25 protein-coding genes are annotated in these 25,508 nt (G+C 73.5%); 6 read left to right on the top strand and 19 right to left on the bottom strand.

The window, feature by feature from the left end:
* Positions 1-106: 106 nt before the first annotated feature.
* The 3 genes from ABD978_RS18505 to ABD978_RS18495 form a co-directional block, all read right to left on the bottom strand.
* Positions 107-442 carry a YnfA family protein gene (locus tag ABD978_RS18505; protein WP_345355380.1) on the bottom strand — a complete coding sequence of 112 codons (336 nt, stop codon included), beginning with the start codon at positions 440-442 and terminating at the stop codon, positions 107-109.
* A gap of 58 nt (positions 443-500) precedes the next feature.
* Complete coding sequence (locus tag ABD978_RS18500; RefSeq protein WP_345355377.1) at positions 501-1,235, bottom strand: MerR family transcriptional regulator; 735 nt, start codon at positions 1,233-1,235, stop codon at positions 501-503.
* Between the two features lie 103 nt (positions 1,236-1,338).
* Entirely contained in the window at positions 1,339-1,812 is a 474-nt protein-coding gene (locus ABD978_RS18495) for a carboxymuconolactone decarboxylase family protein (RefSeq protein WP_345355374.1), read from the bottom strand.
* A 312-nt stretch (positions 1,813-2,124) separates the two neighbouring features.
* Between ABD978_RS18495 and ABD978_RS18490 the strand changes: the two genes are divergently transcribed.
* Positions 2,125-2,457, top strand: a complete 333-nt coding sequence (locus ABD978_RS18490; protein ID WP_345355371.1) for a hypothetical protein — start codon at positions 2,125-2,127, stop codon at positions 2,455-2,457.
* 67 nt (positions 2,458-2,524) lie between these two features.
* Here the strand turns inward: ABD978_RS18490 and ABD978_RS18485 are convergent, their stop codons facing one another.
* From ABD978_RS18485 to ABD978_RS18455, 7 genes are all read right to left on the bottom strand, one after another.
* A complete protein-coding gene (locus tag ABD978_RS18485; RefSeq protein WP_345355368.1) occupies positions 2,525-3,346 on the bottom strand; it encodes an inositol monophosphatase family protein in 822 nt (273 codons plus the stop codon).
* Between the two features lie 76 nt (positions 3,347-3,422).
* The gene (locus ABD978_RS18480) at positions 3,423-4,049 is read right to left on the bottom strand and encodes a DUF2238 domain-containing protein (RefSeq protein ID WP_345355365.1); all 627 of its coding nucleotides are present in this window, start codon (positions 4,047-4,049) and stop codon (positions 3,423-3,425) included.
* A 140-nt stretch (positions 4,050-4,189) separates the two neighbouring features.
* Positions 4,190-4,666 carry a hypothetical protein gene (locus ABD978_RS18475; RefSeq protein WP_345355362.1) on the bottom strand — a complete coding sequence of 159 codons (477 nt, stop codon included), beginning with the start codon at positions 4,664-4,666 and terminating at the stop codon, positions 4,190-4,192.
* A 502-nt stretch (positions 4,667-5,168) separates the two neighbouring features.
* Positions 5,169-5,819 carry an ABC transporter ATP-binding protein gene (locus tag ABD978_RS18470; protein ID WP_345355360.1) on the bottom strand — a complete coding sequence of 217 codons (651 nt, stop codon included), beginning with the start codon at positions 5,817-5,819 and terminating at the stop codon, positions 5,169-5,171.
* Positions 5,806-6,732 carry an ABC transporter ATP-binding protein gene (locus tag ABD978_RS18465; RefSeq protein ID WP_345355357.1) on the bottom strand — a complete coding sequence of 309 codons (927 nt, stop codon included), beginning with the start codon at positions 6,730-6,732 and terminating at the stop codon, positions 5,806-5,808. The genes ABD978_RS18470 and ABD978_RS18465 overlap by 14 nt, the downstream gene beginning before the upstream one ends.
* Positions 6,729-9,290, bottom strand: a complete 2,562-nt coding sequence (locus ABD978_RS18460) for an FtsX-like permease family protein (RefSeq protein ID WP_345355354.1) — start codon at positions 9,288-9,290, stop codon at positions 6,729-6,731. The genes ABD978_RS18465 and ABD978_RS18460 overlap by 4 nt, the downstream gene beginning before the upstream one ends.
* A complete protein-coding gene (locus tag ABD978_RS18455; protein ID WP_345355351.1) occupies positions 9,287-12,388 on the bottom strand; it encodes an FtsX-like permease family protein in 3,102 nt (1,033 codons plus the stop codon). Before ABD978_RS18455 ends, ABD978_RS18460 begins: the two co-directional genes overlap by 4 nt.
* A gap of 137 nt (positions 12,389-12,525) precedes the next feature.
* Here ABD978_RS18455 and ABD978_RS18450 point away from each other — a divergent pair, with 137 nt between their 5' ends.
* On the top strand, positions 12,526-12,804 hold the full coding sequence (locus tag ABD978_RS18450; protein WP_345355348.1) for a hypothetical protein: 279 nt from the start codon (positions 12,526-12,528) through the stop codon (positions 12,802-12,804).
* A 64-nt stretch (positions 12,805-12,868) separates the two neighbouring features.
* On the opposite strand, the gene ABD978_RS18445 is transcribed toward ABD978_RS18450, so the two are convergent.
* The 4 genes from ABD978_RS18445 to ABD978_RS18430 form a co-directional block, all read right to left on the bottom strand.
* Positions 12,869-13,534 carry a DUF402 domain-containing protein gene (locus ABD978_RS18445; RefSeq protein WP_345355345.1) on the bottom strand — a complete coding sequence of 222 codons (666 nt, stop codon included), beginning with the start codon at positions 13,532-13,534 and terminating at the stop codon, positions 12,869-12,871.
* Positions 13,535-13,857: 323 nt separating this feature from the next.
* Complete coding sequence (locus ABD978_RS18440) at positions 13,858-14,319, bottom strand: luciferase domain-containing protein (RefSeq protein ID WP_345355342.1); 462 nt, start codon at positions 14,317-14,319, stop codon at positions 13,858-13,860.
* Between the two features lie 116 nt (positions 14,320-14,435).
* Positions 14,436-15,224 carry a DUF4097 family beta strand repeat-containing protein gene (locus ABD978_RS18435; RefSeq protein ID WP_345355339.1) on the bottom strand — a complete coding sequence of 263 codons (789 nt, stop codon included), beginning with the start codon at positions 15,222-15,224 and terminating at the stop codon, positions 14,436-14,438.
* 100 nt (positions 15,225-15,324) lie between these two features.
* The gene (locus ABD978_RS18430) at positions 15,325-17,769 is read right to left on the bottom strand and encodes a S8 family serine peptidase (protein ID WP_345355336.1); all 2,445 of its coding nucleotides are present in this window, start codon (positions 17,767-17,769) and stop codon (positions 15,325-15,327) included.
* Positions 17,770-18,170: 401 nt separating this feature from the next.
* On the opposite strand from ABD978_RS18430, the gene ABD978_RS18425 reads away from it, so the two are divergent.
* Positions 18,171-18,413: an SHOCT domain-containing protein gene (locus ABD978_RS18425; RefSeq protein WP_345355333.1), complete on the top strand. Its 243-nt coding sequence runs from the start codon at positions 18,171-18,173 to the stop codon at positions 18,411-18,413.
* Positions 18,414-18,421: 8 nt separating this feature from the next.
* Here the strand turns inward: ABD978_RS18425 and ABD978_RS18420 are convergent, their stop codons facing one another.
* The 3 genes from ABD978_RS18420 to ABD978_RS18410 are packed head-to-tail and all read right to left on the bottom strand — an operon-like array spanning position 18,422 to position 21,111.
* Positions 18,422-19,000: a MarR family winged helix-turn-helix transcriptional regulator gene (locus tag ABD978_RS18420; RefSeq protein WP_345355330.1), complete on the bottom strand. Its 579-nt coding sequence runs from the start codon at positions 18,998-19,000 to the stop codon at positions 18,422-18,424.
* Between the two features lie 47 nt (positions 19,001-19,047).
* A complete protein-coding gene (locus tag ABD978_RS18415) occupies positions 19,048-20,241 on the bottom strand; it encodes a calcium:cation antiporter (protein WP_345355327.1) in 1,194 nt (397 codons plus the stop codon).
* Positions 20,242-20,292: 51 nt separating this feature from the next.
* Positions 20,293-21,111 (bottom strand): SAM hydrolase/SAM-dependent halogenase family protein, encoded by an 819-nt coding sequence (locus ABD978_RS18410; RefSeq protein WP_345355324.1) that lies wholly within the window; start codon positions 21,109-21,111, stop codon positions 20,293-20,295.
* 99 nt (positions 21,112-21,210) lie between these two features.
* Between ABD978_RS18410 and ABD978_RS18405 the strand changes: the two genes are divergently transcribed.
* Entirely contained in the window at positions 21,211-21,510 is a 300-nt protein-coding gene (locus ABD978_RS18405; protein ID WP_345355321.1) for a DUF3263 domain-containing protein, read from the top strand.
* An 87-nt stretch (positions 21,511-21,597) separates the two neighbouring features.
* Entirely contained in the window at positions 21,598-22,410 is an 813-nt protein-coding gene (otsB, locus tag ABD978_RS18400) for a trehalose-phosphatase (RefSeq protein WP_345355318.1), read from the top strand.
* Between the two features lie 21 nt (positions 22,411-22,431).
* On the opposite strand, the gene ABD978_RS18395 is transcribed toward otsB, so the two are convergent.
* Together ABD978_RS18395 and ABD978_RS18390 are read right to left on the bottom strand one after the other, a co-directional pair.
* Positions 22,432-22,971: a PadR family transcriptional regulator gene (locus ABD978_RS18395; protein ID WP_345355315.1), complete on the bottom strand. Its 540-nt coding sequence runs from the start codon at positions 22,969-22,971 to the stop codon at positions 22,432-22,434.
* A gap of 44 nt (positions 22,972-23,015) precedes the next feature.
* Positions 23,016-24,875: a serine/threonine-protein kinase gene (locus ABD978_RS18390; RefSeq protein ID WP_345355944.1), complete on the bottom strand. Its 1,860-nt coding sequence runs from the start codon at positions 24,873-24,875 to the stop codon at positions 23,016-23,018.
* A gap of 54 nt (positions 24,876-24,929) precedes the next feature.
* Here ABD978_RS18390 and ABD978_RS18385 point away from each other — a divergent pair, with 54 nt between their 5' ends.
* Positions 24,930-25,496: an RNA polymerase sigma factor gene (locus ABD978_RS18385; RefSeq protein ID WP_345355312.1), complete on the top strand. Its 567-nt coding sequence runs from the start codon at positions 24,930-24,932 to the stop codon at positions 25,494-25,496.
* The last annotated feature ends 12 nt before the right edge of the window (positions 25,497-25,508 follow it).

Below are 25,508 nucleotides of genomic sequence, written 5' to 3'. Positions count from 1 at the left end.
CGCCTGCCCGCCTGGCTTCGGTGATCACTGGCGATCGCTGCGTTCTATGGACGTCATTTGCCAGTGATCACGGCGCTTGCGAGATCGCCGCGTACGCCGGTGGGCGTCAGTGGCCGCGTGGGGCGTACATGATGACGGCCACCCCGGCGAGGCAGATCAGCGCGCCGATCACGTCCCAGCGGTCGGGGCGGAATCCGTCGAAGGCCATGCCCCAGGCGAGTGATCCGGCGACGAAGACGCCGCCGTAGGCGGCCAGGATCCGGCCGAAGTGCGTATCGGGCTGACCGCAGGCGACGAAGCCGTAGACGCCCAGCGCGACGATGCCGGCCCCGATCCAGACCCAGCCACGGTGCTCGCGTACGCCCTGCCAGACCAGCCAGGCACCGCCGATCTCGAAGAGCGCGGCGAGGAGGAACAGGGCGATCGAGCGGGCGACGAGCATGACGGCACGGATCTTTCTGAGCAGCGGCCCGGCTTTCGGGCCGCAGGACGACGGCCGGTCAGGTGGCTGGGCCGAACAGGTCGGTGAGCAGGGTAGCGCCGTCGGCGGGGGCTCGGACCTCCAGGTGCGCCACGGGGCCGTCCAGGTGGAGGCGGAAGTCGAAGAACGGGCAGCACCGCTGTTCCTCGGCGGCGAGCGCGGCGAGTTCGCCCGCGTGCTCGGCGGGCAGCGTGAGCCGTACGCCCTCGTCGATGGGTTCTCGCCCGGCACCGGCCAGGAGCCGCTGCCAGTGCGCGGCGCGTTCGGCCACGTCCTGGCCGGTGAGCGAACAGGCCACCGGTGCGGTGCGCCACCGTTCGCCGTCGCGCTCCGCGCATGGGGACGACTCGGCCGGCGGCGGGGTGAGGAGGCCGCACTCGGGATCGCACCGGCCGGCCCGGTCGGGCAGGGCGTCCAGGCGGGCCAGCGCCCGGTGCAGCGAGGCGGCGAAGGCGGTCAGCTCCGCGGTACGGCGTTCGGCCTCCGTTAGGCGTGCGGCCACCCGAGGCCGCAGGTCGGCCTTCACGTCCGCACAGGCGCCGGACTCCCAGACCAGCAGCAGTTCGGCGATCTCTTCCAGCGGCAGGCCCAAGTGCTTGGCGGCGCCGATGAACGACAGCCGCTCGATCGCGTCCGGGCCGTAGCTGCGGTATCCGGCCGGGGTCCGGTCCGCCGGCAACAGACCGGCGGTCTCGTAGAAGCGCAGCGTGGTGGCCGGGACGCCGGTACGTTCGGCGAGTTGAGAGATGCGCACAGGACCGACGGTAGACATTCGAGTCGACTCGAAGGTCAAGAACCGGTCGCAGGTCGACCCGGCCCGGCCTCGCGAGGGGAGGCCGGGCCGGGCCGACGGTCGGTCATCCCCACTGGCCGGGCTGGTAGTCGCCGGCGGGCTGCTGGGTGATGAGGTTCATGCGGTTATAGGCGTTGATCAGGGCGATCAGGGACACGAGGGCGGTGAGCTGCTCCTCGTCGTAGTGCTTGGCCGCGTTCGCCCAGGCCTCGTCCGTGACGCCACCAGCGGCGTCGGCGACGCGGGTGCCCTGCTCGGTCAGTTCCAGGGCGGCGCGCTCGGCCTCGGTGAAGACCTTGGCCTCCCTCCAGGCCGCGATCAGGTTGAGGCGCAGCGAGGTCTCCCCGGCGTGCGCGGCGTCCTTGGTGTGCATGTCGAGGCAGACGCCGCAGCCGTTGATCTGGCTGGCGCGGATCTTCACCAGTTCCTGCGTCGCGGCCGGCAGCGTCGAGTCCCCCACGACCTTGCCCGCCGAGTTGATGTACTTCGCGAACTTCGCCGCGACCGGGTTGCCGTAGTAGTTGAGCCGGGCTTCCATCGTGATCTCCTTGCCGGGGTGGCTGTTACACCTCCTTGACGGCACGGCCCGCGAAAATGTGACACGCCGGCCGGGTGTGACGCGCGTCTCCCCATTCATGCCACCCGGGTCCGCGTATGCGTCGTCAGGCGTCCGGGACGCGGTCGGCTCGCGCGGCGAGCGCGGTGGGGGTGAAGCGGCGTTCCTCGACGTCGTCGAGGGCGCTGCGGATCGCGCCGAGGCCGCCTGCAGATCCCCGAGGTTATGTTCCGGCTCCTGGTGGAAGAACGACCTTCGCTGTCGGATCGGGTGCGGTCGTGGGAGGAAGCAAGCGTGAAGATCCCGAGGCGTCTCAACGCCGCGTTGGACCGGGCGGCCGACAAGGCCCGCGTGATCTTGATCGTGCTGCCTCTGGCGGTCGCCGCGGTCGCCGCGCCGTGGATTCCCGCGCTGGCCGCGTTCGCGGTCGGGGTCGGAGTGGGCGGGGTGGCCGTCCACGTACGGATGAGCGCGAGGGTGGCCCGGCTGCGCGCCGAAGCCGACGACCTGCTGCGGGAGAACGGCGCACTGCGTCACCAGAAGACCGTCTTCGCCAAGGCGACCGTCGCCTCCGAGAGTGTGCTGACGCAGAAGCTGCCGGTCATCCCCGACGGACACGGCGGATAGCCGCCCGCGCCGCCGAGACGGCCACTTCGCCGCCGTAGTGGACCGCGCTTCGTCCTGTGCACGCCTTCTATCCCGGCAACACCGACGGCGAGCCCAGCGGGCGCTGGGCGCCGATGAGTTCCAGCAGCGCGGCGTGCGTCTCCTGGTCGGCCGCCACGACGAGCCCGCCCGCGCCGGTGTGCAGGGGCTGACCGTGGATGCCGGTCACCACGCAGCCGGCCGCCTGGCACAAGGCGATCCCGGCGGCGAAGTGCACGCTGTCCCGCAGATGACCATCGGTGACGTACGCGGCCCGCCGACCGGCGGCGACCCACGCCACCGCCAGGGTGGTGGAGACGACCCGCGGCCGGAACCGCTCGACGAACCCGGCGTCGGCGAGCAGCCGAACGGCCCGGAAGTCCGGCTCGTTGGGGAACGGCGGATCGAGGTTGACGTCCACCAGCCGCGAGTCCGATGAGGGCTCGAGCGGCTCGTCCGCGCCGTCGCGGCGGACGTACGCGCGAGCGCCATCGGTCCAGAACACCTCACCGGCGAACGGGTCGGCGCAGGCCGCAGCCGTGACCTCGGAGCCCACGCGCAGCGCGACGTTCACCCCGACCAGCATGTTGCGCACGGCGTAGTTCAGCGTGCCGCACAGCGGATCGACCAGCCACCCGCGCTCCGCGCCCTCCGGACCCGCACGCCCGCTCTCCTCGCCCGTGATGGCATCATCGGGCCGGGCGGCGCGGATGACGTCGAGGATGGCCTTCTCCGCTTCGACGTCCGCCGCCGTGGCGAAGTCACCCGCGGTTTTCTCGAAGCGCGCCAGCGACGCGCCGTACATGGCGTGCACGACAGCGGCTCCCGCCTGCGCCGCGGTCAGCGCCAACTCCTGATCCGTGATCGACATGCGCGGAGCATAGACCGGACATCAAGCGCGCAGCCGATCCCCTCCGTGCGGTGCGCTGACGCCGCCGAGACGGCCGCTATGCCGCCAGGTCCGCGTCACCGCCCGTCGGCCGGCGCTTACGCGCGCCGATCGCGGTCGCGATTCCCGCGAGAGCCGCGCCGGACAGGCCGAGGATCTCGTCCCCGATGGTGTCCCGGTAGATGCCGACCGTCTCGGGGGTGTTCATGATGAAGGAGAGGTATTCGGCGACCTCCCAGAGGATCGCCGCGATGGCGCCGATCCCGGCGCAGCACAGGGCGAGCACCCACGCGGGCAGGCTCGCGCCGCGCCGCAGCGCGGCGCCTACGGCGGCGCTGAGCAGGAACCAGTTGCCGAAGTGGCACGCGTCGTCGAACCAGTCGACCGTGTCGTACAGATCGGCCGCATTGCCGGCGACGTCGATGACGAAGGGGAGGACGAGGAGCGCGTCGACGTCCCAGGGATAGCGGACCGGGCCGCGCAGACGACGCCACACCGCCCAGACGGCCGGCACGAGCAACGCCGCGAGCGGGTAGGCGATCGCGCGGGTCCCCATCGCCTTGTCGGCGAACCGGTCCCACTCGGGATGAGCGAGCGCGAACAGCAGCAATCCGGCCAGCGCCGCCTTCGCCAGCAACGACGCCGAGCGCCAGCATCCGCCCCGAGCCGACGTGACCAGGTCCATGGCGACCCAGTATCGCCTGCCCCCGGCCAAAGCCCGCGACGGCCCTGGGAGGGCACCTGGACATCACGATCAGCGTCGGTCCGCACTCCGTGAAGGTCTCCTGGGGTCCGGTCCCTACCGGGGGCGACCCGCGTCAGTCGTTATACGGCGATGTTGACGAAGGTGACGGTGACGCCGTCGGGGATGGCGGTGTCGCTCGTGGGCTGGGGGACGAACCGGACGGTGCCGGTGCCGGAGCACGGCAGCCAGATCGTCGTCGGGATGTCCTGGGGGACGTTGTACGCGTGGAACACGATCGGCTCGCCGGTCGACACCGCGGAGAGGCCGACGGTGACGGCGGTGCCCAGGCTGCCGGTGTATCCGCCGTCCTTCGTCGAGACCGCCCCCGGGGCCACCGCGAGCGGCTGCCCCGAGACGGGGTGCCCGGTCTGGCCCGGAATGGTCGGGCCGGGACACAGCACCTTGATCACCGCGTTGGCGTGCACGCCGTTCACCAGGCCGTGGAATCCCTGGTCGGGACCGATGGGGATGATGGCGTCGGCGGTGGCCACGCTCTGAGCGGCCGCTAAACCGCCGACGAGGATTCCGAGCGCCGCGAGCAGATTTCCCGTTCTCATGTGCTCCCGTCCTTCCGCGAGGGGTCGCGTTGCCGGGCCCGCTGCGGTGGCCGAGCCCGCCGAGGCGGCCGATGGAGGCCCCTATCGGTGGATAACACGACCGCCGTCCCGCGACCACGATCCGGTCGTGGCCGGATCGTGACACGGCCCGGCCACCCGCCACGGCCGGCGGCGGCCGCCCGCGTTCCTCGCGGGCGCGGGCCGGGGACGTGTCAGCGGTGGACGGCGACGTGCTCGGCAAGGCGGCAGGGGCGCCCCGTCCGCCGCACGACACGACCGCCAGGGCCAGCGCGCACATCGACACCGGCCACCAACGTCTCCCCGCCATCGCCACCCGTGCGTCTCGTGCCGTACGTCATTCGGGTCTCGGACGGACGAGGCAGACTATGCGGTTCCCCGGCGGCGGAGTCGCCAGATCGCGCATGGGCGGTCGCCACGTCGCGCCCTGCGGCCGCACGGTGGCGAACGCGGGCCGTCGACCCGGCGCGCGCGGCCGGTGGGCTCAGCGCACGGCGCCGTCGCGGAGTTCGATGACGCGGTCGGCCTGGCGGACCAGGAGGGGGTCGTGGGTCGCGACCACGGCGGTCACGCCCTGGTCGCGGACCACGGCACGGATCAACTGCATGATCGACTGGGCCGTCTCGGAGTCGAGCTGTCCCGTCGGCTCGTCCGCGATGAGGACCTGGGGCGACCGGGCCAGGGCGCGGGCGATGGCGACGCGTTGCTGCTGGCCGCCGGACAGTTCGTACGGGCGCTGCCGGGCATGGTCGGCGAGGCCGACCATGGCCAGCAGCAGCCGTACGCGCTCCTCGCGGGCGCGGGCCGGGGTCCGCGTCAGCCGCAGCGGCACGCCGACGTTCTCCGCCGCCGACAGCACCGGGATCAGCCCGAACGACTGGAACACGAACCCGACCGTCTCCCGCCGCATGCGCTGCAGCTCGGCCGGGCCGAGCGAGGTCACCTCCCACGAGCCCATCACGACCCGGCCCGAGGACGGGGCGTCGAGCCCGCCGATGAGGTTCAGCAGCGTCGTCTTGCCCGAGCCGGAGCGGCCGCGCACGGCCAGGAGCTCTCCGGCGTCGACGGTGAAGCCCACGTCCCGGAGGACGTGGTTGGCGCCGTACGACTTGTTCAGCCCCTCAACGGTGATCATCAGGCCAGACTCCGATGTGGTCCGTCTCCAGTTCCAGGCGTACCCGGTCCTTCATCTCCAGCGCCGAGGTGAACGACCGCGGCAACTGCAGCCGTCCCGCGCGGTCGAGCACGGCGTACTCCGCGACGACCACGTCCCCGGACTCGGAGGTGCGGCGGAGGATCTCGCTGCTCGTCCGGCCGTCCCGGATGCCGACCGTACGGTCGACGTTGCCGGCGACGTCCGGATCGTGGGTGACGATGACGGTCGTGACGCCGAGCGACCGGTTCGCCGTGCGGAGGGCGGCGAACACCGACGCACCGGTCGCCGTGTCGAGCTCGCCGGTCGGCTCGTCGGCGAGGACGACCTTCGGCCCGTTCGCGACGGCCACCGCGATGGCGACGCGCTGCTGCTCGCCGCCGGACATCTCGGCCGGTCGCGCCGCGGCCCGGTCGGCCAGGCCGACCAGGTCGAGCAGTTCGAGGGCGCGCGAACGCCGCGCGTTCCGCCGGAGACCGGCGAACCGCATCGGCATCTCGACGTTCTCCACGGCCGACAGGTACGGGATGAGGTTCCGCGCGGTCTGCTGCCACACGAACCCGACCAGCTCCCGCCGGAACCGCAGCCGGTCGCGGCCCGACATGTCGAGCAGGTCCACCCCGGCCACCCGTGCGACCCCGGCGGTCGGCACGTCCAGCCCGGCGAGGATGTTCAGCAGCGTCGACTTGCCCGACCCGGACGCGCCGACGAGCGCCACCATCTCGCCCTCGCCGATGAGCAGGTCCAGGCCCTGCAGCGCGATCACCTCGACGCCCTGCGTCTGGTAGATCCGCACCAGGTTGTCGCAGACGACGTGGGCGTCCGCTCCGTACGCCGGCCCGGTGCCGCCGGCGCGGCGCTCCAGCTCCGCCAGGTCGGGTTCGTCCAGACTCATACCTCTCCGATCCGCAGCACACCGCCGAGGCCGCGCCGCGTCGCGACCAGGGCGTCGATGAGCACCTCCAGGGCCGCGAACACCAGCAGTCCGCCGCCGAGCAGCACGGAGACCGCCAGGTCCGGCACGAAGTGCCGGACCTGGGAGCCGCCCGTGTACGGGCTCAGGTCGATGGCGGGTCCCAGGAGACGGGGCAGGACGAGCCCGAGCGCCCATCCCGCGGCGAACGCGACGAGCAGCACCGGCGCGATCTCGACGACGGCCAGCCAGTGCGCCTGCCGGCGGCTCAGCCCGAGCGTCCGCAGGTACGACACGGCGCGCCCGCGTCCCCGTGCTCCCGCGAAGAGCAGCACCAGGATCGCGAGCGTCCCGTAACAGGTCACGAGCACCGCCGTCGCGCCGAACCCCTGCCCGACCAGATGGCCGAGCGTCCCCTCGGTGAGCGCGGCGTGCTCCTCCCGGTACGTCGACACCGCGTTCTTCTCGGCGGCGCCGAGCGACGGCTGGACGGAGGCGCGCCGTAGTGCCGCCACGTCGATGTGGTCGCCGCGAACGAAGATCGACACCGAACCGGTGTTCCCGCCGCCGGTGGCGCGGCCGAGCGCGTCGGCCGGTACGAGGACGAACGGGTCGTCGGGGGACTGGCCCGGGAAGTTCGTGACCGTGCCGGCGTTGCGCAGCGGCATCGCGATGCCGTAGTCGGTCGACACGCTGATCCCCGTCTTCGGGGCGTGCGCGGTTGGGGAGAAGAGCGCCGGGATCCCCGGGCCGTTCGGCCACGTGGGCGGCCGCAGGGGAGTGCCGGCCATCATCCGCCGGTAGGCGGGCAGGTCGATGCCGATCACGGTCAGCTCGCTGCTGAGCGCACCGTCCACGGACAGCCGGGCCGCGTGGACGGTCTGCGCGGGCACGGCGGCCCGTACGCCCGGCGAGCGGCGCACCCGGTCGATCACGTCCCGGCTCATGGTGACCGCGTCGACCCGCGCGTCACCGCCCACCGACGCGTACGTCGCGAGCCGCTGCGCGCGGCCCAGGCTGGCCTCGACCGTCGAGCCGAACCCGATGACCGCGACGGCCAGCAGCACGACGATGAGCGGCAGCGCCGCCGTCGACACTCGGGCGACGCCGATGAACGGGACCGCCGACCGCCCCCGCGCGAGCATCCGCTTGACCGGCCGCAGGACGTACGGCAGGGCGCGCAGGATCACCAGCCCGGCGGCCACGGCCAGGAGCACGGGCACGGCGGACAGGAACGGATCGATGTTCCCGGAGGCGGGCAGGCCCCGCCGCCGGACGAGGTACGTCCCGGCCACCGCGAGCACGACGACCAGGCCCTCGGCGACCAGCCGGCGCCCCGGGAGACGGAGCCCGGCCGCCGCCGGCCCGCCGATCGCCGTGCCGACCAGGATCGCCACCGCGGCGTACGACGTGGTCTGCGCCGGGCCGTCGACGAGCAGCGCGGACAGCGCGAGGCCGGCGGCCGCGGCAGGCACCGTCACCAGGCTCGTCACACCGGCCGTCAGCCCGGCGCGCTGGAGCCGCGAGGCTCCGCGGGCCGCCTGCAGGTGCAGGCCCGTGCGCATGCGGCCGAGCAGGAGCCCGACGGCGAGGACCAGCACGCCGAGTGCGGCGGCGAACAGTCCCGAGACGGACAGGAACAGCAGCGCCTGCGTCGTCCGCAGCCGCTGGGTGAAGTCGTCCAGCACCCAGTCGAGCCGCGTGCTCAGCGAGGCGTCGCCCGCGATCGCCTCGGCGGCCTGGTGAACGTTGTTCCGCAGTGTCGTCGCGGACCGCCCCGTGATCCGGGCGGTGCCGGGTGTGTACGTCCAGGCGGTGTTGACGCCGAACGGGGTCTCGGTGCACAGCGCGCGGTAGCCGGCCGGGTCGAGCAGCCCGGTCGCCAGGGTGACGTCGTTCCCGTCGGGGGTCTTCTTCAGCTCGGCGTCCGCGAACTTCGCGTGCGACTGCGACGCCCAGTACCCGTTGCCGGGATCCGCCGGGACGAACAGCCCCGTGACGCGCACGCTGAGGGCCGGCTGGGTCGCGGTGCGCACGACGTCGCCGGCCGACAGGCCCAGCCGCCGCGCCGCGCGTTCCGGCAGCGCGGTCTCGAGCCTGGGGCCGGGCGGCCGCCCCGACACGTACCGGATGTGGGCGTTCGCGCTGCTGGAGAAGCCCAGGGAGAGCGTCTGGTTCACGCCGTGCGCGAGCGGCAGGAACGACGAGCCGGCGAAGTGGTCGGCCGTCACGATCGTGTCCCGCAGCGGCTTCGGGAACGTCGCGCGCCACTGCCGCGCCGCCGTCGCGAGCCCGTCCGCGCTCGCGATGAGACGCGCGCCGCGCGCCTGTTCGTCGGACGGCGCGACCGACGGCAGCCCGGACGACACGACGAGGTCGGCGGAGCCGGGCGGCGCGCCGGCCACCGTCTCCCGCGCGGCGCGGTCGTACCCGGCGACGAGCGTGCGCGGGCCCGCGTCGACCAGGAACGTCGTGACGAGCACGAGCAGCCCGAGGACGAGCAGTGCCGGCCAGTGCGCCCACGCGGTCCGCCGGATCATCGCTCCTCCAGCGGACGGGCGCGCCGCAGCGAACGGGCGAACAGCAGCAGCACCGCGCCGAGCAGCACGACGATCGCGCCGAGCAGGGCGGCGATCGTCGGCCACCGCAGGATGACGTGCACGGGCGGGTACGGCGTCGTGGCGCCCGCCGTGAGCACGACGTGCGGCACGACGAGACGGGCCAGCACGACGCCGAGCAGCAGGCCACCGGCCAGGCCCAGCCCGACGAGGAACGCCTGCTCGACGGCGACGAGCCCGAGGACCTGCCGCGCGTCGACGCCGAGCGCCCGCAGGATCGCGAACTCACCGGCGCGTTCCCGCGCCGACACGGCCGTGTGGACCGCGAACCCGATCGCCGCGAGCACCAGCGCGGCGCCGAACCCGAGGATCAGGGCGCCCCGCAACCCGTGGCCCAGCGGGGCGTCGCGCAACTGGCGCCGCAGCGCGAGCCGGTCGACGACGGTCGTCCCGGCGAGCGCCTTGGCGGCCGGCGCGGTGTCGCGGGCCGCGAGCCACCATTCGGTCGGCGTCGGAACGGTGACGCCGGCGGCGAGGGTCCGGTCGCCCAGCGCGGCCCAGTCGACCAGCACCGCGGGCGCGTCCGGCGGAACCGACGGCAGCGCGGGGACGACGCCCGCGACGGTGATCGGCTGCTGGACGCCGCCCTGGTCGAGACTGAGCCGGCCGCCGACGCCGACGCGTGCACGGGTCGCGAGGTCACGCGTGATGATCGCCGGTAGCGCGGCGGCGTCCGGTCCGCCGCGCAGCACGGCGCTGCCGATGAGCTGCGCCGACTGCCAGTCGGCGACGGCCGCGGCGGGCAGGCGCACGCTCATCAGCCCGCCGGATCCGAAACGCAGGCTCTGGCCGACGCCGGTGACCGTCGTGACCTGCCCGGCCCAGTGCGCACCGGCCGGTGGCCGCAGCGCCGGGATCGTCACCGTGAGGTCCCCCGGACGGGTGCCGGGCGCGCCGACGTACGAGAACCGGAACCCCCGGACCGCGATCGGGTAGGCGATGACGCCGCCGGGCCCGGCGGCGGTGGACAGGTCGACGTCCTCGGTGTGCGAGCGCCCGTCGGCGGGCACGCTGCCGGCGTCGACCTCGTACGTCACGTGGAACGCGTCGGTGACGATCATTGAGAGCCGCACGGGGCCGATCCCCGTCCCGTCGGCGCGCAGCTCGACGGACAGCCGCGACGGCCGTCCCGGGACGGGCACGGCCGCGCCGGTACGGCCCGCCGCGAGCCGTGCCGGGTCCACCGGCAACGGCGTCCGCAGCATGCCGCCGACCTTGGCGCCGTCGACCGCGAGCACCGTGACGTCCGAACTGGCGGTCCCGCCGAACGCCCGCAGGACGGGACTGACCGACGTCACGCCGGGCAGCGTGGCGTACCGGCCGCCCTGACCCGCCGTGCGCGGCGACGTGTCGTCGGTCGGTGCGGTGACCCGCAGGTCGGCGCCGGCCTGGAAGTCCGCCTGGTCGACCTGTGACTGCCGCCACGTCACGCCGGTCGTGACCGACAGCACGCCCACGGCCACCGTCATCACCAGCAGCAGGGTGGGGCCGGCGGTACGCAGCGGCCTGCGGCTGACCTGCCGCGTGGCCACCGCGGGCGCCAGCCCGCGGCCGCGCGTGGTGGCCCGCTCCCCGGCGCGCGAGGCGACCGGGACGAGCCGCAGGATGAGGACGCCGCCGGCGAGGAGCGCGAGCGCCGGACCGGCGACGATGAGCGGGTCCACGCCGAGCCCCCGCGTCGCGGTCGCGGTCACCGGGCCGCCGTAGTGCGCGAGCTGCCAGACCGCCAGTGCCGCGAGGACCACGAGGGCCAGGTCGCCCCCGGCCCGCTGGATCGCGGCCCGCCGCTCGCCACGGCCGCGCTCGGCGAGGGTCGCGACGTACGTGCGCCGCACGCCGCTCAGCGCCGGCAGGCTCAGGGCGGTGGCGCACGCGAGCGCGCCGGCGATCGCGATCGCCCAGGCCAGGACGGGCGACGGGGCGGTGGCGGTGCCTCCTTCGACGGCGCGTACGAGCGGCGGCGCGAGGAACGGCGCGGCCACCGCCGCCGGGAGGCTGAGCAGCAGGCCCTCGGTGGCGGCGAGGGCGGCGATCTGACGCGTCGACGCGCCACGGGCGCGCATGAGCATGACCTCGACCCGCCGGTGCTCCGCGAGGAGCCGGGCGACGAGCGTCAGCGTGTACACGGCGAGGACCACCAGCTGCAACGCCGGGATGAGCAGCGTCGACCGGGCGACCAGCAGCGCCCGGCCGACCCGCGTCAACAGGTCCGGCGCGGCGGATTTCACGCTGTAGGAGCCGCCGAGCGCGGCGGGCAGGGCGCGGACCCGCGCGGTGACGTCCGCCAGCTCGCCCGCGCGGATGTCCCGCATGGTGGGGGACACGAGCCAGCGGGCGGTCACCGACGTGGTGAAGCGCGCGCTGAACGTGGCCGGCGGCACCACGAGCGGGCCCAACGTGGTGTAGCCGAGGCGCTCGACGCCGGTCGTGACGAGCCGGTCGCCGCCCCAGAACCAGTCGTCCGCGTGCCGCGCCTCGAACAGCCCGGTGATCGTGACCGTGACCGGCGGGCCGCCGACCCGGCTGTGCAGGGTGACGGTGCGGCCGGGGGACAGCCGCATCGCCCGCGCGGCCGGCACGGGCAGCGCGGCCTCGATCCCGGTGGTGCCCGGCCAGCGGCCCGCGACGAGCCGGGCGTGATCCTCGAGCCCGTCGTACGTCGCGAACGTCGTGAGCTCCGGGTGCGGGCTCCGCTCCTGGCCGGGCAGGGCGTACGAGTCGCCGCGCGCGCTGAGCGAGATGGCCGCCGGGACGTGCCCGTACGTCCTGCGGACGGCGGCGGTGACCGTGCGCTGCGCGGCGGGGATGTCGTGCGCGGCGACGCTGGTGGTGATCCGGCTGCCGGCGTCGTCGAAGGACGCTCCGGCCAGCGTGGCGCGCAGTCCGTCACCGGTCACGGTGGCGGCGTAGCCGCCGAGCGAGGTCAGGATCGTGACGGCGAACAGCACGGTCGCGGAGGCCGCCAGCACGAGGAGCCGATGGCCGAGCGCGCGCCGGACCACGAACCCCGCTCCCCGCACCCCGTCGCCCTCCTCACCAGCCCGCGATCACGCCATCCTCACGGGCAGCCCCAAATGGAGCAAGGCATTCGAAAGCGGCAATTTGGTCACGCTCGTGCAGGTGGCGCCGCTCGGCGGGCGCCGTTCTATGGTGGAGCGTGGCCGACTGGTCCGAAGAGGAATACGCCGAATACCTCCAGGCCGAGCGCCGACGCTTCGCGTGGGTGATGCGACGGTACGGAGGTCTGCCGCCGGCTCAGGCGGAGGCGGCGGCTCTGGACTGCTATCCCTACGAGGCGAGCGACGCGCCGTTCCGCGGACTCGTCTTCCACGACGAGGCATGGCACTGGGCGATGCTGACCCTCCACGGAGCCCACTACTGGCGGGAGCACCCGGAACTGCTCGACCCATCGCCCGAGTACGAGGCCCTCGACTGAGCGCCGGTGCGGCGCGCTCTCCGACGCCGTAGCCGCCTTCGGCCGGGCCGCGCGTGCCGCGTCCTCAATCGGCGGGCGTCTCCTGGGGGAGTCTCGGTACCGGCCAGGACGGATCGCGTTGCCACGACGACCAGTCGTCGGCGAAGGGGCCCTGGCGGGACTCGATGAGGGAGACGACCTGCTGCCGCGCGGTGTCGACGCGCCGGTGGAGCGCGTCGTCGATCAGCCCCAGGCGGCGCGCCTGGGCGTATTCGTCCTCGTCCTTCCAGCGGTGCTCCGACAGGTCCGCGGCCACGACCAGGTCCACCAGCAGGTCGAAGGTGTCGACGCCGACGGGTGTCCGCTGAACGGGGCGGATGAAGTCGACGTACCAGCCGCCGCAGCGGCCCTCGGCGTCGAAGAACCGGCTGACGCTGAAGTGCCGGTCGGCTTCGTACCGCAGGAGCAGGGTGGTGTCCCGCCACACCCACCGGTCGAGTTCCCAGCGGCCGGCGGCCAGGTTCGGGACGGCCTGTCCGCGCACGGTGTGGTCACCGGTGCGGAGCCATTCGATCCAGGTGGTCGGCGCGAGCATCTCGACGCCCGGCCAGCAGGCGAGCATCAGCGTGGCGCCGCTGTCACGGATCACCCGGCAGGGGGTCGCCGACCACACTTTCCCGCGCAGCACGTCCCGCCGGACCACCGTGGCCCCTTCACGGAAGACCGCCGCCCCGGCTCCATCGACCGTCACGTTTTTGATGATGCCATCGCATCACGCAGAAGGTGGGAAGGGATCGATCCCCTCCCACCTCATGTCACGGGGCGGCGCTCATGCGCCGCACCCGCTCGTTGGACCGGTCTCGGCCTGTCGGGGCCGAGGACTCAGAGCTTCCTGGCGGCCTGCGGCGCGGCGATCGCGTTGTCGTCGCGCGGCAGCGGGTCGGTCCCGCCGAAGGCGACAGCCGACAGGGCGTCCTTTGCGGCAGATGGGTGATCATTCTCACTGGCGCACGCTGCGCTCTTTGGGCAGTAACCGCCGACGATCACGGTGGAGCCCGCACCGCCTCGTGCGCGTTACGGAGTGCGGAGGCGGGGCTCGCGCAGGTCGTCCGGTACGGCGGCCGGGCGGCCGGACCGCATGGCCTCCTTGACCTTGGCCTGCGCCATCGTCATGCAGGCCCCGGCGGTTCTCCGGCGCCCTGCGGAGGTGTTCGCCTTGATGGCGACGCTGGCCAGGGAGGCGAACAGGTCGACGTCGCCGTCGGTGTCGAGCCGTACGCGGATCCAGTCCCCGCCGGGGGCCAGTTGCACGCGGCCGGACTCCAGGAGAGGGCGGCGGAGCCGGCCGATGACCGGCCAGGTCAGCCGCAACTCCGCGCAGCCGTCGGCGTGCACGTGCGCGAGCTGGCGACCGCCGACCTTCAGTGCCGTACCGAGGCCGCAGGCGGCGCGTCCGCTGCGTACACCGGGCCACGAGGCCACCCGCGCCATCGCGCGGTCGGCGTACGACGTTGCCGGAACCGTTGTTTCCCGCATAAGAAGCATGGTTCACCCTCCGACCCCCTGATCGGAAGCCTTGTGGCAAAAGAGGCTTCTTGGGACGGATGCTTCGCGGCCATCAACGGTTCAGGAAGCGGGCGCGCGGCGCCGCCTCAGGGCGTCGTCTGCTCGGCGGTCAACTGGCCCGAGTCGGTGCGCAGGTAGAGCCGTCGCGGAGCGTTCGGGTTGTGCGGAACGCCGGAGACGTCTCTGCCGCCGCTGCCGGTCTCGGCGTCCACGTTGTACGGGCCGCCGGGGACCGCGACGCGGAGTGACGCGGAGTCGGTCGTCGCGCGTACGTCCGTGGGCGCGGTGGCGAACTCGAGCCGGATGCTGCCGGAGTCGGACTTCGCCCGCACGGTCGGCGAGCCCAGCCGGACGGCGCGGATCGACGCGGAGTCGGTCATGAGGTCGAGGGGACCGCCGACGTCCTTGACCACGACCGCGCCCGAGTTGCTGTGGGCCCGGACCGCGCCCTTGACCGAACGCACCGTCACGGAGCCCGAGTCGCTGCTCGCGTCGGCGGTCGCGCCCCCGCGGACGTCGATCCCGCCGCTGTCGGAGTGGGCCCGGACGGCGACGGAGGCGGGGACCGCCAGCTCGTAGTCGATGGTGCAGCGCGAGCAGTCCTTGGTGAACGTCAGGGTTCCGGCGTCGAGCCGCTGGCCGAAGTGCGGTCTGCCGTCCTGGTACCGGACGATCCGGTGGATCCTCACCTGGGTGCCGCCCGGCGTGACGGTCACCCGACCGGTGCCGGAGTTGATGTTCACGACCTTCACCGGACCGCTCACGGTGACGTCGGAGGTGAATTTGTGCTTGTAATCGCCGAAGCGCACCCCGAAGCCGCACCCGGAGAGGGCGAGGACGGCGAGCAGCGGCAGGGCCAGGCCACCTCTACGCACGAGTGAACTCCCTCCCCGTCGGACTGCCCAGCACGCTATCGGGAACGCCCGGTCCCGCCCATGGGGACGGCAGGCGTCGCGGAGGTGGGGTTAGCCCCCGTCAGGTCTCGGATTCGTCGTCGGGTTCGGCGGGCGGCGGGTCCGTGGTCTCCTCCGACGAGCTCCACGAGCTCGACCAGCCGAACATTCCGCCGTCCAGCGGTGACCCCCAGTTGCGGGTGTCCTCCTTCAGCCGGTCGAACCCGCGGTGGATGCTGTCCCAGCTCTCGTCCGCGAGCGGAGTGCCGACGTCGGAGGAGTCGATCGGCCCGTCGCTGAGCGGGTCCGCGCCCCGGACGTCCGGGAACCGGCCGCCGGACGTCGTCTCGTCACCGCGCTCGCCCGGCGGCGTCCAGAACGGCCGGCGTTCCGGTGCGGACGGCGGACGTACGGGGTCGGCCGGCGCCGGCTCGTCTGGGGCTCCCGAGGGCTCCGCCGGAGACGCCGGCCCGGCCGGCGGCGCGAAGGACGGTGGGCCGGAGGAGGGCCTCCCGCCGGCCGCCGACGGTACCTCCGGGCCGGAGGGGAGTCCGCCGTCCGCCGCGGGCGGTACCCCCGGGCCGGCGGAGGGCACGCTGTCGGTCGCCGGCGGCGTTCCCGGTCCGGAGGGGAGTCGGCCGTCCGCAGCCGGTGGCAGCCCCGGGCCGGAGGAGGGCGCGCGGTCCGCCGCCGGGGACCATGCCGGGGCGGCGAAGGGCTCGGTGCGGGGTGGCTCCGCCGGGGCGGCCCCTGACCAGGGCGACGGCTCGGCGGGGGACCGGTCGCTCGTACGGGAGAAGGGCGCCGGATCGGGCGACCCGGACGTGGGAGGCGGACCGGTGTCGGGGAACCCACCGCCGGGCGACGCCGGACCCCCGGGCGACGCCGGAGTCCCGGGCGGGGGCTCCGACTGGCGGGACCGCCACCGGGCGGTGGCGGAGCCGGGCTCGCCCTGACCCGGCCGCGGTGAGACGTCGGGGCGACCGGAGAGTCCCGGTGTGAGGTCCGGCGGCAGCGGCTCCCGGGCCGCCGACGGCTCGGGGGAGCGGGACTCCCACGGCGACGGAGGCTCGGGGGAGCGGGGCTCCCACGGCGACGGCGACCGGGTCGACCGTGGTTCCCAGGGGGAGGGCGTCTCGGACGCCCTGGGCTCCCAGGGCGAGCGGCCCGACGATCCGCCCTGCCGAGGGGCGTGCGCGGGCGGGCGTGGCCGCCGGGGATCGTCCTCCGCACGGCTGGAGGCGGCGACCGGCGGGGCGGGGTCCTCCTCTGCGTCGGCCGCGGCGCGGGCGAGGCGTCTGCGGCGTTGCCGCCAGCCCAGGATCAGGCTGAGCACGAGGAGCGTGCCGCCGCCGCTGAGGACGGCGACGAGCATGAGATCCGGGCCGCCGCCCGCCGGATGCCCGGTGGCGCCCGGTCGGGTGGACGAGGACTGCGGCTGGTCGACGGTCGCGCCGCCGTGTTCGGCCTTGTTGATGCGCGCGGCCGCGCGCAGCGACCCCAGGGCGTCGGCCACGCCGGTGCCGATCGCGGGGTTCCGGCCGTCGGCCGGGTGGTGGGTCGTGCCCTGTTCGAGCGCCTGCTTGACCTCGGCCGCCGACAGGTGCGGATAGCGGGCCTTCACCAGCGCGCTGACCCCGGCGACGAGCGCGGCCGACGAACTGGTCCCGGTGCCCAGGACGTAGCCGTGGCCCGCCACGTCGGCGCTGACGATCTCGACGCCGGGCGCCGCGACCGAGACGTACGCGTGGCGGTTCGTGAACTTGGCCGGTTTGAAAGCCCGGTCGACCGCGCCGACGGCGATCACACCGGGGTAGGCGGCCGGATAGTTGCGGCGGTTCCCGGTGGCGCCGTCGTTGCCGGACGACGCCACGAGGACGACGCCCTTGTCCAGGGCGTACTTGATCGCCGACTCTTCCAGCGGGTTGCCGTTGTAGAACAGCTTGCCGCCGCCGAGGGACATGCTGATGACCTGCGCGCCGTGGTCGGTGGCGTACCGGATGCCCTTGGCGATGGAGTCACGGGAGTGCGCCACCTGCGCGTGGTCGTTCCGCATCGGGTCGCCCAGCTCCCAGGTGACCCGGATGGACAGGACCTTCGCCTCCGGCGCCACGCCCATGATGCCCGCGCTGCCGCCGGTGCCGTGACCGTGTCCCGCGATCAGGCTGGCCATCTCGGTGCCGTGGCGGCCCCAGTAGCGAGTGCCCGGTTTGCGCGCGTGGCCGGTGAAGTCGGGGCCGTCGATCACACGTCCCGTGAGGTCCGGCTGGTGGCCGTCGACCCCGGTGTCGAGCACGGCGACCGTCACTCCGTTGCCACGGGAGTACTTCCAGGCCCGCGGAAGGTGCAGAGCGCCCAGTGTCCACTGTTGGCCGCGGAACAGGTCGGCCGTTGCCGTACGGACGGCCGGACGCTGGGGCCGGCCGGGCACGGCGGACTGGGCGGCCGGGATGGACAGGACCGCGACGGCTGCTCCGGCCAGGAGCGCGGAGACGAGGCGAGGAAAGGTGCGGCGGGGCTCGGACACGGGCACCGGTTCCCTCCCCGGTATCGGCGGCGGGCGTCATTCTGCCACGGGAGGGGCGCGGAACGCTCCCACGAAGTACCGTTTTCGGAGCGCTGGGGACCCGGACCGTCACGCGGCGTCGCGGAACTGCTCCGGCGGCCCGGAACGCAGCGGACGGTCTCGGCGGTGCCCACGCAGGGGCTTGACCTCGCCTGCTCGGCGTTGCCGGTCCGGGGCTTGAGCTCGCCTGCTCGGCGTTGCCGGTCCGGGGCTTGAGCTCGCCTGCTCGGTGGTGCCGGTCTGGGCGCGCCTGTTCAACGGTGCCGGTCCGGGAGCCTGGTCTCGTCTGCTCCGCCCGGCGTACGGCGGAAGCCTCCCGCCGTAGGACGACCCGGCGGGTGACGCGGGCGCACGATCGGGGCATGGAAGCGATGATCCTGGCCGGGCACGGTCCCTGGCACGACGGAGGCGGCCACGGCTGGTGGCCCGTCATCCCCCTCGCGTTCGGTCTGTTCTGGCTGCTCGTCCTCGGCGGAGGCGGCTACCTGCTCTGGCGGCGCGCGAAGTCACCGGGCGGCGCGGAGTCCGTGCTCGCCGAGCGGTACGCGCGGGGTGAGATCGACGAGGAGGAGTACCGGGAGCGGCTGGCCGTCCTGCGCTCCTGAGGCGGACGCTAAGAGCCGTTCGGGCGGTGCCGCGTGACCTCCGGGGAGGTCTCGTGGGACCGGTCGGCGGCCGGTGTCGCCGCCTCCAGGAGCCTGCCGGCCTCCTCTTCGTCGATGGAGACACCGGCCGCCGCGTCGCTGAAGCGGCGCAGCAGCCGGGCGAACTCCGAGCGTTCGTCCGGAGTCCAGTCGGCGACGAGCCGGCCGATGAAGTGCCGGCGGAACTCGTCGGCCATCAGCTTGATCCGGCAGCCCGCGTCGGTCAGCTGCAGGTGGGCGCGCCGGGCGTCGACCGGTGACGCCCGGCGGGAGACGAAGCCGGCGTCGATGGCGTGACCGACGAGCCGGCTGGCGGTCGACGGGTCGACATCGAGGAGTTCGGCGACGGCGCCGACGGTGACGTCACCGCGCTCCTCGCCCTGCCGGGCGACGGCGTAGATGACCATCAGGTTGGACAGCTGGATGCCGCGTCCGTTTTCGCAGCTCTCGCGCAGCCGCCGTAGCAGCTGCGGCTTGACCCAGAGTCTGCGGAGCTGGAACGCGGCCTGCTCGATCTCCGCGACGCTCGGGTCGATGTCGGTACCCACATCGTCACAGTAATTCAGCGCGTCACCTCCGCACGCATCTGGCGGGATCATCCCCACCAGAACGCCGTGGCGATGATCCCGTACAGCACCATCAGCGTCGCGCCCTCGAGCCAGTTCGACTCGCCGTCGAGGACGACCAGCACGGTGATCACGACGGCCATGATGAGCACGGCGATGAGGAGCGGCGACAGCACGAGGGTGAAGGACGCGCCGACCAGCGGGGAGAGCAGGACGAGGGCGGGCGCGACGACCAGGGCGATCTGCAGCGGGCTCTGCAGGATGACCGACAGCGCGAAGTCTGACTGGTTCTTGAGGGCGAGCTGGATGCCGACGACGTTCTCGACGGCGTTCCCGGCGATCGCCACGATGACGAGTCCGGCGAACGCCTGGGAGATGCCCAGGGAGTCCATCGCGGGCTCGAGGGCGGCCACGAACCAGTCGGAGACGAACGCCGCGCCGACTCCGGTGACGGCCAGCATGGTCAGGGCGACGGCCAGCGGCCACGTCGGCCCGTGGGCGGACTCCTTCGCCGTGGCCGCGGCGGGCTCCGGCTTCGCCGCGGCCGGCTCGGCGGTTCCGGCCACGCCGTCGCCGACGGCGGTCCCCTCCGCGCTCAGGGCGGCGGCCTTCACGGGCAGCTCCGCCGGGGCGTGCGCCTCGTCGGCCTTCTGCCGCTTGATCGAGCTGGGCAGCGACACGGCGAACAGGCAGAGCAGCAGGATGGACACCACGACCGAGAGGTTGCGCTCGTGCAGCGCCGCCTTGGTCGCGTGCGAGCCGAGCGCCGCGGTGAGGGAGGGCACCAGCAGCGCCGCGACCGACAGGACCAGCAGCGTGGACAGGGTGCGGGCGGCCTCACTGCCGAACTTCTGCGGCCCGTTCTTGATCCCGCCGAGCAGGAACGCCAGTCCCAGGACGAGCAGGACGTTGGCGAGGATGCTGCCGACGATCGTGGCCGTCGCCACGTCGTACAGCTTCTTCTGCAGGGCGAACAGGACGACGAACAGCTCGGGGAGGTTGCCGAGCGCGCTCTGGACGACGCCGGTCGCCCCCGCGCCCAGCCGGTCGGCCAGGTTCTCGACGCTGCGCCCGACCAGGCTCGCCAGCAGCGCCAGGGCGATCGCCGCGACGACGAACGGGACGACCGTACCGCCGATCTTGCCGAAGTGCGTGACACCGGCCGCCGCGGTCGCCACCACGGTGATGGCGATCAGGCGCCAGTCGGAACGCGAAAATCCCATGGCGGAGATCATGCCGCATTCGGACCTGCGGACTTGACGTTTCCTTTGGGTTCAGTACGTCGACGCGAGCGCGGCGGCGACGCGGACGTGCGCTCCCGGTGGCAGACCCAGGCGCTGCGCCGCGTTTCCGGAGTTCACCGCGAGCGCCAGGCAGCCCGCCGAGTCGACGTAGGCGACCAGCTCCCCGGGAGGCACGGCGCCGAACGTCTCGCGGTACGGCACCGTGAGCGTCCGGCGCCCGAGCACGATGCCCAGCGGCACCCCGATGACCGCGCCGATCCGGCGCAGGTCATCGGCGGTCACGGAGAGCTGCACGTTGCCGAACCGGTCCACGGTCAGCACCTCGCCGTCGACCGTGCCCTCCTGGACGCGGCGGGTCGGCCGGGGCAGCGTCACGAGGTCGGAGACGTCGAACTCCTCTCCGACGGCCGCGATGTCCAGGCCCGCCGCCAGGTGCGCCGCCACCGGCGCGAACACGTCGCGGCCGTGGAACGTCGCCGACAGGGGCTCCAGCCACAGCGTGCGGTTGGTCAGCTCGAAGGCGCGCGCGTCGCTGTCGGGGACGCACCAGGACAACACGCCGTTGTCCGGCCCCACGAAGATCCGGCCGCCGCCGGCCACCGCCACGGCTCGCCGCGTCGTGCCGACACCGGGATCGACGACCGCGACGTGCACGCCCTCGGGGAGGTACGGCACCGTCTGGGCGAGGATGGCGGCCCCGCGTCGCACGTCGGCGGGCGGGACCAGGTGGCTGATGTCGATGACGCGGGCGGCCGGGGCGATCCGCGCGATCACCCCGTGACAGGCCGCCACGAACCCGTCCTCCAGCCCGTAGTCGGTCAGCAGCGATACGCATTTGGTGGGCGCCACGCTTGCAGACTACGTCGAGGCCCGTCCCGGCGAACACCGCGAACAAGTCGCCGATCACGCGTAGCATGACAGCCCCCCGACCCGTAAAGAGGGGACCTGATGCAACCGGCGAACGCCCGGGGCGATGGCCCTGACAAGGAAGACGACGGCCGCCTGGACGAGCGCGACCGCAACATCCTCGACTTCGAACGACAGTGGTGGAAGCACCCCGGTGCCAAGGAGCAGGCGATCCGGGAGCTGTTCGACGTGTCGTCGACCCGCTACTACCAGATCCTGGGCCGGCTGATCGACCGCCCCGAGGCGCTGGAGCACGACCCGATGCTGGTGAAGCGGCTGCGTCGTCAGCGGTCCGCCCGCCAGCGCCAGCGGGCGGCGCGTAGGCTCGGTATCCGAACCTGACGCCTACTCAGGAGGCCCCGTGAGGAGCGCAGCGAGTGAGCCGATGAGCACAGTGCCTCTGGTCACTCCGCCGACGAAGGAGGCCGCATGACCGTGGCGGTGGAGTCGCAGACGGATGCCGGAGCCGATGGGCTGGGCGCGATCCGCGCCCGCCCGCGGGAGGCCCTGATCGGTTTCGACTTCGACGGGACGCTGTCGCCGATCGTCGACGACCCCGCCGCCGCGCGGGCCCATCCGGGCGTCGTGCCGGCGCTGCGCCGGCTGGCGCCGCTCGTCGGTACGGTCGCGGTCATCACCGGCCGTCCCGCCGCGACCGCTGTCGAGGTCGGCGGGTTCGCCGACCTCCAGGGCCTGGTCGTCCTCGGCCAGTACGGCCGGGAGCGGTGGGAGAACGGCGTCCTGGAGGCTCCGGAGCCGCCGCCGGGGGTCGCGGAGGTCCGCGCCAAGCTTCCCCGGATCCTGGCGAACGCCCCCGAGGGCGTCGCCATCGAGGACAAGGGGCTCGCGCTGGCCGTGCACACCCGGCGCGCCGCCGAGCCGCAGGTCGCCCTCGAACGCCTGCGAAGCCTTCTCGAGGCGCTCGCCGAGCGCACCGGCCTCGTCGTCGAGCCGGGCCGCTTCGTGCTCGAGCTGCGGCCGCCGGGCATGGACAAGGGCGCGGCGCTGCGCGGGCTGGCCGCCGAGCGCGGCGCGTCGGCGGTGCTGTTCGCCGGCGACGACCTCGGCGACCTCGCGGCGTACGACGCGATCGACGCACTGCGCAAGGAGGGCACTCCCGGCGTGAAGGTGTGCAGCTCCTCCGACGAGGTGACCGCGCTGGCCGAGCGCGCGGACGTCATCGTCGACGGCCCGGCCGGCGTGGTCGGGCTGGTCGAGAGCCTCGCCGCCGAGCTGGCCTGACGCGGGCCTCCCGGCGGCGGGTCAGTCGTCGTCGGCGAGGATGCCGTACAGGCGGCGCCGGGCGTCGTTGATGACGTCGAGGGCGCGCTCGCGCTGCTCCTCGTTGCCCGCGTGCATGACCTGCCGGAGCGCCATCATCAGCTGGCCCGTCGCGGAGTGGACGTGGGTGGCGGCCGCGCCGGCGTCCTCGGTGATCTCCGCCCACGGCGGCGTCCGCCCGGCGGCGGCCGCGGTCTCGGCACGGCCGGCGTCCGTCAGCGCGAACAGCCGCTTGCCGGACGACTCCTGTCCGGAGATGAGCCCTTCGTCCTCCAGGAGCTGCAGCGTCGGGTACACCGAGCCGGGGCTGGGCCGCCAGATCCCGCCGGTCCGGCTCTCCAGCTCCTGGATCATCTCGTAGCCGTGCATCGGGCGTTCGGCCAGCAGCGCGAGGATGGCGGCCCGTACGTTGCCGCGCTTCGTACGGCGCCCGCCGCGCCCACCACGGCCGCGCGGGCCGAACGCCGGCCCCCAGTCGCCGAACGCCGCGCGCTCCTCCCGGTGTGTTGATCCTCTGCGCATGGCCTCTCTCCGCCGATATGTCGAACGATATATCGTACGGCCGGTCAGCCCTTGGCCTGGATGCTGTCCAGGATCTTCCGGGTGATGTCCGGCGAGCCGGCCAGCTTCACCCGGACCCACATCGCGTACCGTCCGTTCTTGTCCTTCAGGCCGACCTCGTTGATGGTGATCGAGCCGCACCGCCACGGGTTGATCTGGCCGACCAGCGTGCCGTGCTTGTACGGCTGTGCGGCGCCCGGCGTGCACTTGGCCCGATGGTTGCCCAGGGCGCGCGGCGGCAGGGTGACGTTCAGGTCGTGGGTGAGCCCGGCGAAGACGCCCGGCGTCGGGACGTCGTCCTTGACGAACTGGGCGTAGTCGGGCGTCGCGCGCAGCGCGGGCGCCTTCGCGCGGTCCGAGACGGTGACCGGCCAGGTGGTGTGCTCGGTCTGCAGCTTCCAGGCCGCGGGTACGCGGATGCTCAGCCGGCCCGTCACGTCGGTCACGGTGACGAGGCCGTCCCCGGGCTTGGGATCCGGCGAGGAGCCGGTCAGTTTGCTGATGGCGAAGGCGCCGCCGCCCCCCACGACCAGCACCGCGGCCAGGCCGGCCACGATCAGCAGCCGCTTGCGGTTCGGTTCCCCGGACGAGCCGCCGCCCGTATCACCGGGTCGGCGCGGCCCGGATCCGGACGGATCCGGGGGACGGTGGTCTCCGGCGTCGCGCCGGCCGCTCGGTCGCTCGACGCGCAGGTCCACCACGGTCTCGTTGCCGCCCACCGGGGGAGGCGGTGTCCGGATCGTCGCGTCGCGGGCGTCGTACGGCGGCGCCGAGCCCGGATCGTCGCCGAGCGAGGGGACCCGGAGCGTACGGCTCGACGGCCCGTCGTCGGGGCCGCCTGATCCCGCCGGACCGCCCGGCCCTGCCGGACCGCCCGGCTCCGTCGGACCGCCCGGCCCTGCCGGATCGTCGGGGATCGGGGAGACCCGCAGGGTCCGGCCGGAGCCCTCGTCACCGGTCCGGTCCGCCGGTCCCGCGTCCTGCGGGCCGCCCGAGGGCCACGCGCCCGACCCGGGGTCCGCCATCGTCGCCTCGTCCGCCCTGGCGGGAGCGTCCCGCAGGGTCGCGTCGTCGGCGACGGACATCAGCGGAACGCTCAGCGCGGCCGCGAACGCCTCCGCGGACGGCCAGCGACGCTCCCGGTCGCCTTCGAGCGCCCGCATCACGATCTCGTCGAGGGTCGGGGGCAGGCCGCGCCGCGCCGCGCTGGGCGGTGACTGCACCGGCGCAGGGCCCGGCGGGTCCCCGGTGAGCAGGTGATACGTCAGCGCGCCCAGACCGTACACGTCGGCGCGGACGTCGAGGCCGCCGCCGAACCGCGCCTGCTCCGGGGACATGTACCCCGGCGTGCCGACCGGCATCGTGAACGCGCCGGAGGCGTGCGCGAGCGCCTTGGCGAGCCCGAGGTCGGCGATGAGCAGGCGTTCACCACCGTCGGTCGTCGACTGGAACAGGATGTTCGACGGTTTCAGGTCACGGTGGATGACACCGAGCCGGTTGATCACCTCGACGCCGTGGGCGATCTCGATGGCGAGCCGCAGCGTCTCGGCGACCGAGAGCTCCCGCTCCCGCATCCGGTCGGCGAGCGTCCCCCGGTCGGCGTACGACATGACGAAGTACGGCCGGCGGTCCTCGAGCTCGCCGATGTCATGGACCCGCACCAGGCGTTCGGAGTCGGCGCGGCGCAGGATCCGGGCTTCTTCCAGGAACCGGTTGCGTACGTCAAGGTCGTCGATGAGCCCTCCGGCCAGCACTTTGATGGCCACCGGGGCGTCGAGCAGCTCGTCGTGGGCGAGCCACACGGAGGCGAATGCCCCGGATCCGAGGACACGATCGATTCGGTAACGACCGACGGCTGAAGGCATGGACACCCCCGTATCATGCCCAAAGCCGGGCGATATCGAGGGCGAGGCGGGGTCATGGCGTACGACGAGCGGACCGAGGAACTGGCGACGCGTGCTGCGGGAGGTGACCGGAACGCGTTGAACGAACTGCTCCGCGTGATCGAGCCGGACGTTCTGCGGCACTGCTCCCGGTTCCTGCCCTGCCGCCAGGATGCCGAGGAGGCCTGCCAGGACGCCCTCATGCAGGTCGCCCGCAACATCGGCCGGTTCGAAGGGCGGTCGCGGTTCAGCACGTGGCTGCACGTGGTCGTGGCCAACTCCGCGCGCTCGACGTACCGGTCGCTCAAGCGCCGCTCGGTCGAGCAGGCGGGGGAACTGCCCCAGCAGCGCCCGGACCCGCATCGTACGAGCGTCATCGCCGGATCGCGCGTCGACATCCTCGACGCGATGGAGGACCTGGAGCGGCGCAAGCCCGACCTGATCGAGGCCCTGGTGCTGCGCGACGTGTCCCAGCTGGAGTACAGCGAGATCGCCCAGCAGCTCAACCTGCCGCTCGGCACGGTGAAGTCGCGCATCCACGAGGCCCGCAAGCAGTTCCGGCAGGCGCTCGGCAACGACTACGGATCGGCCGCCCAGTCCTGAACGACGAGGACG

The organism is Actinoallomurus liliacearum (assembly GCF_039542035.1).
Taxonomy (GTDB): domain Bacteria; phylum Actinomycetota; class Actinomycetes; order Streptosporangiales; family Streptosporangiaceae; genus Actinoallomurus; species Actinoallomurus liliacearum.
This window is presented reverse-complemented; position numbering and strand designations above follow the sequence as displayed.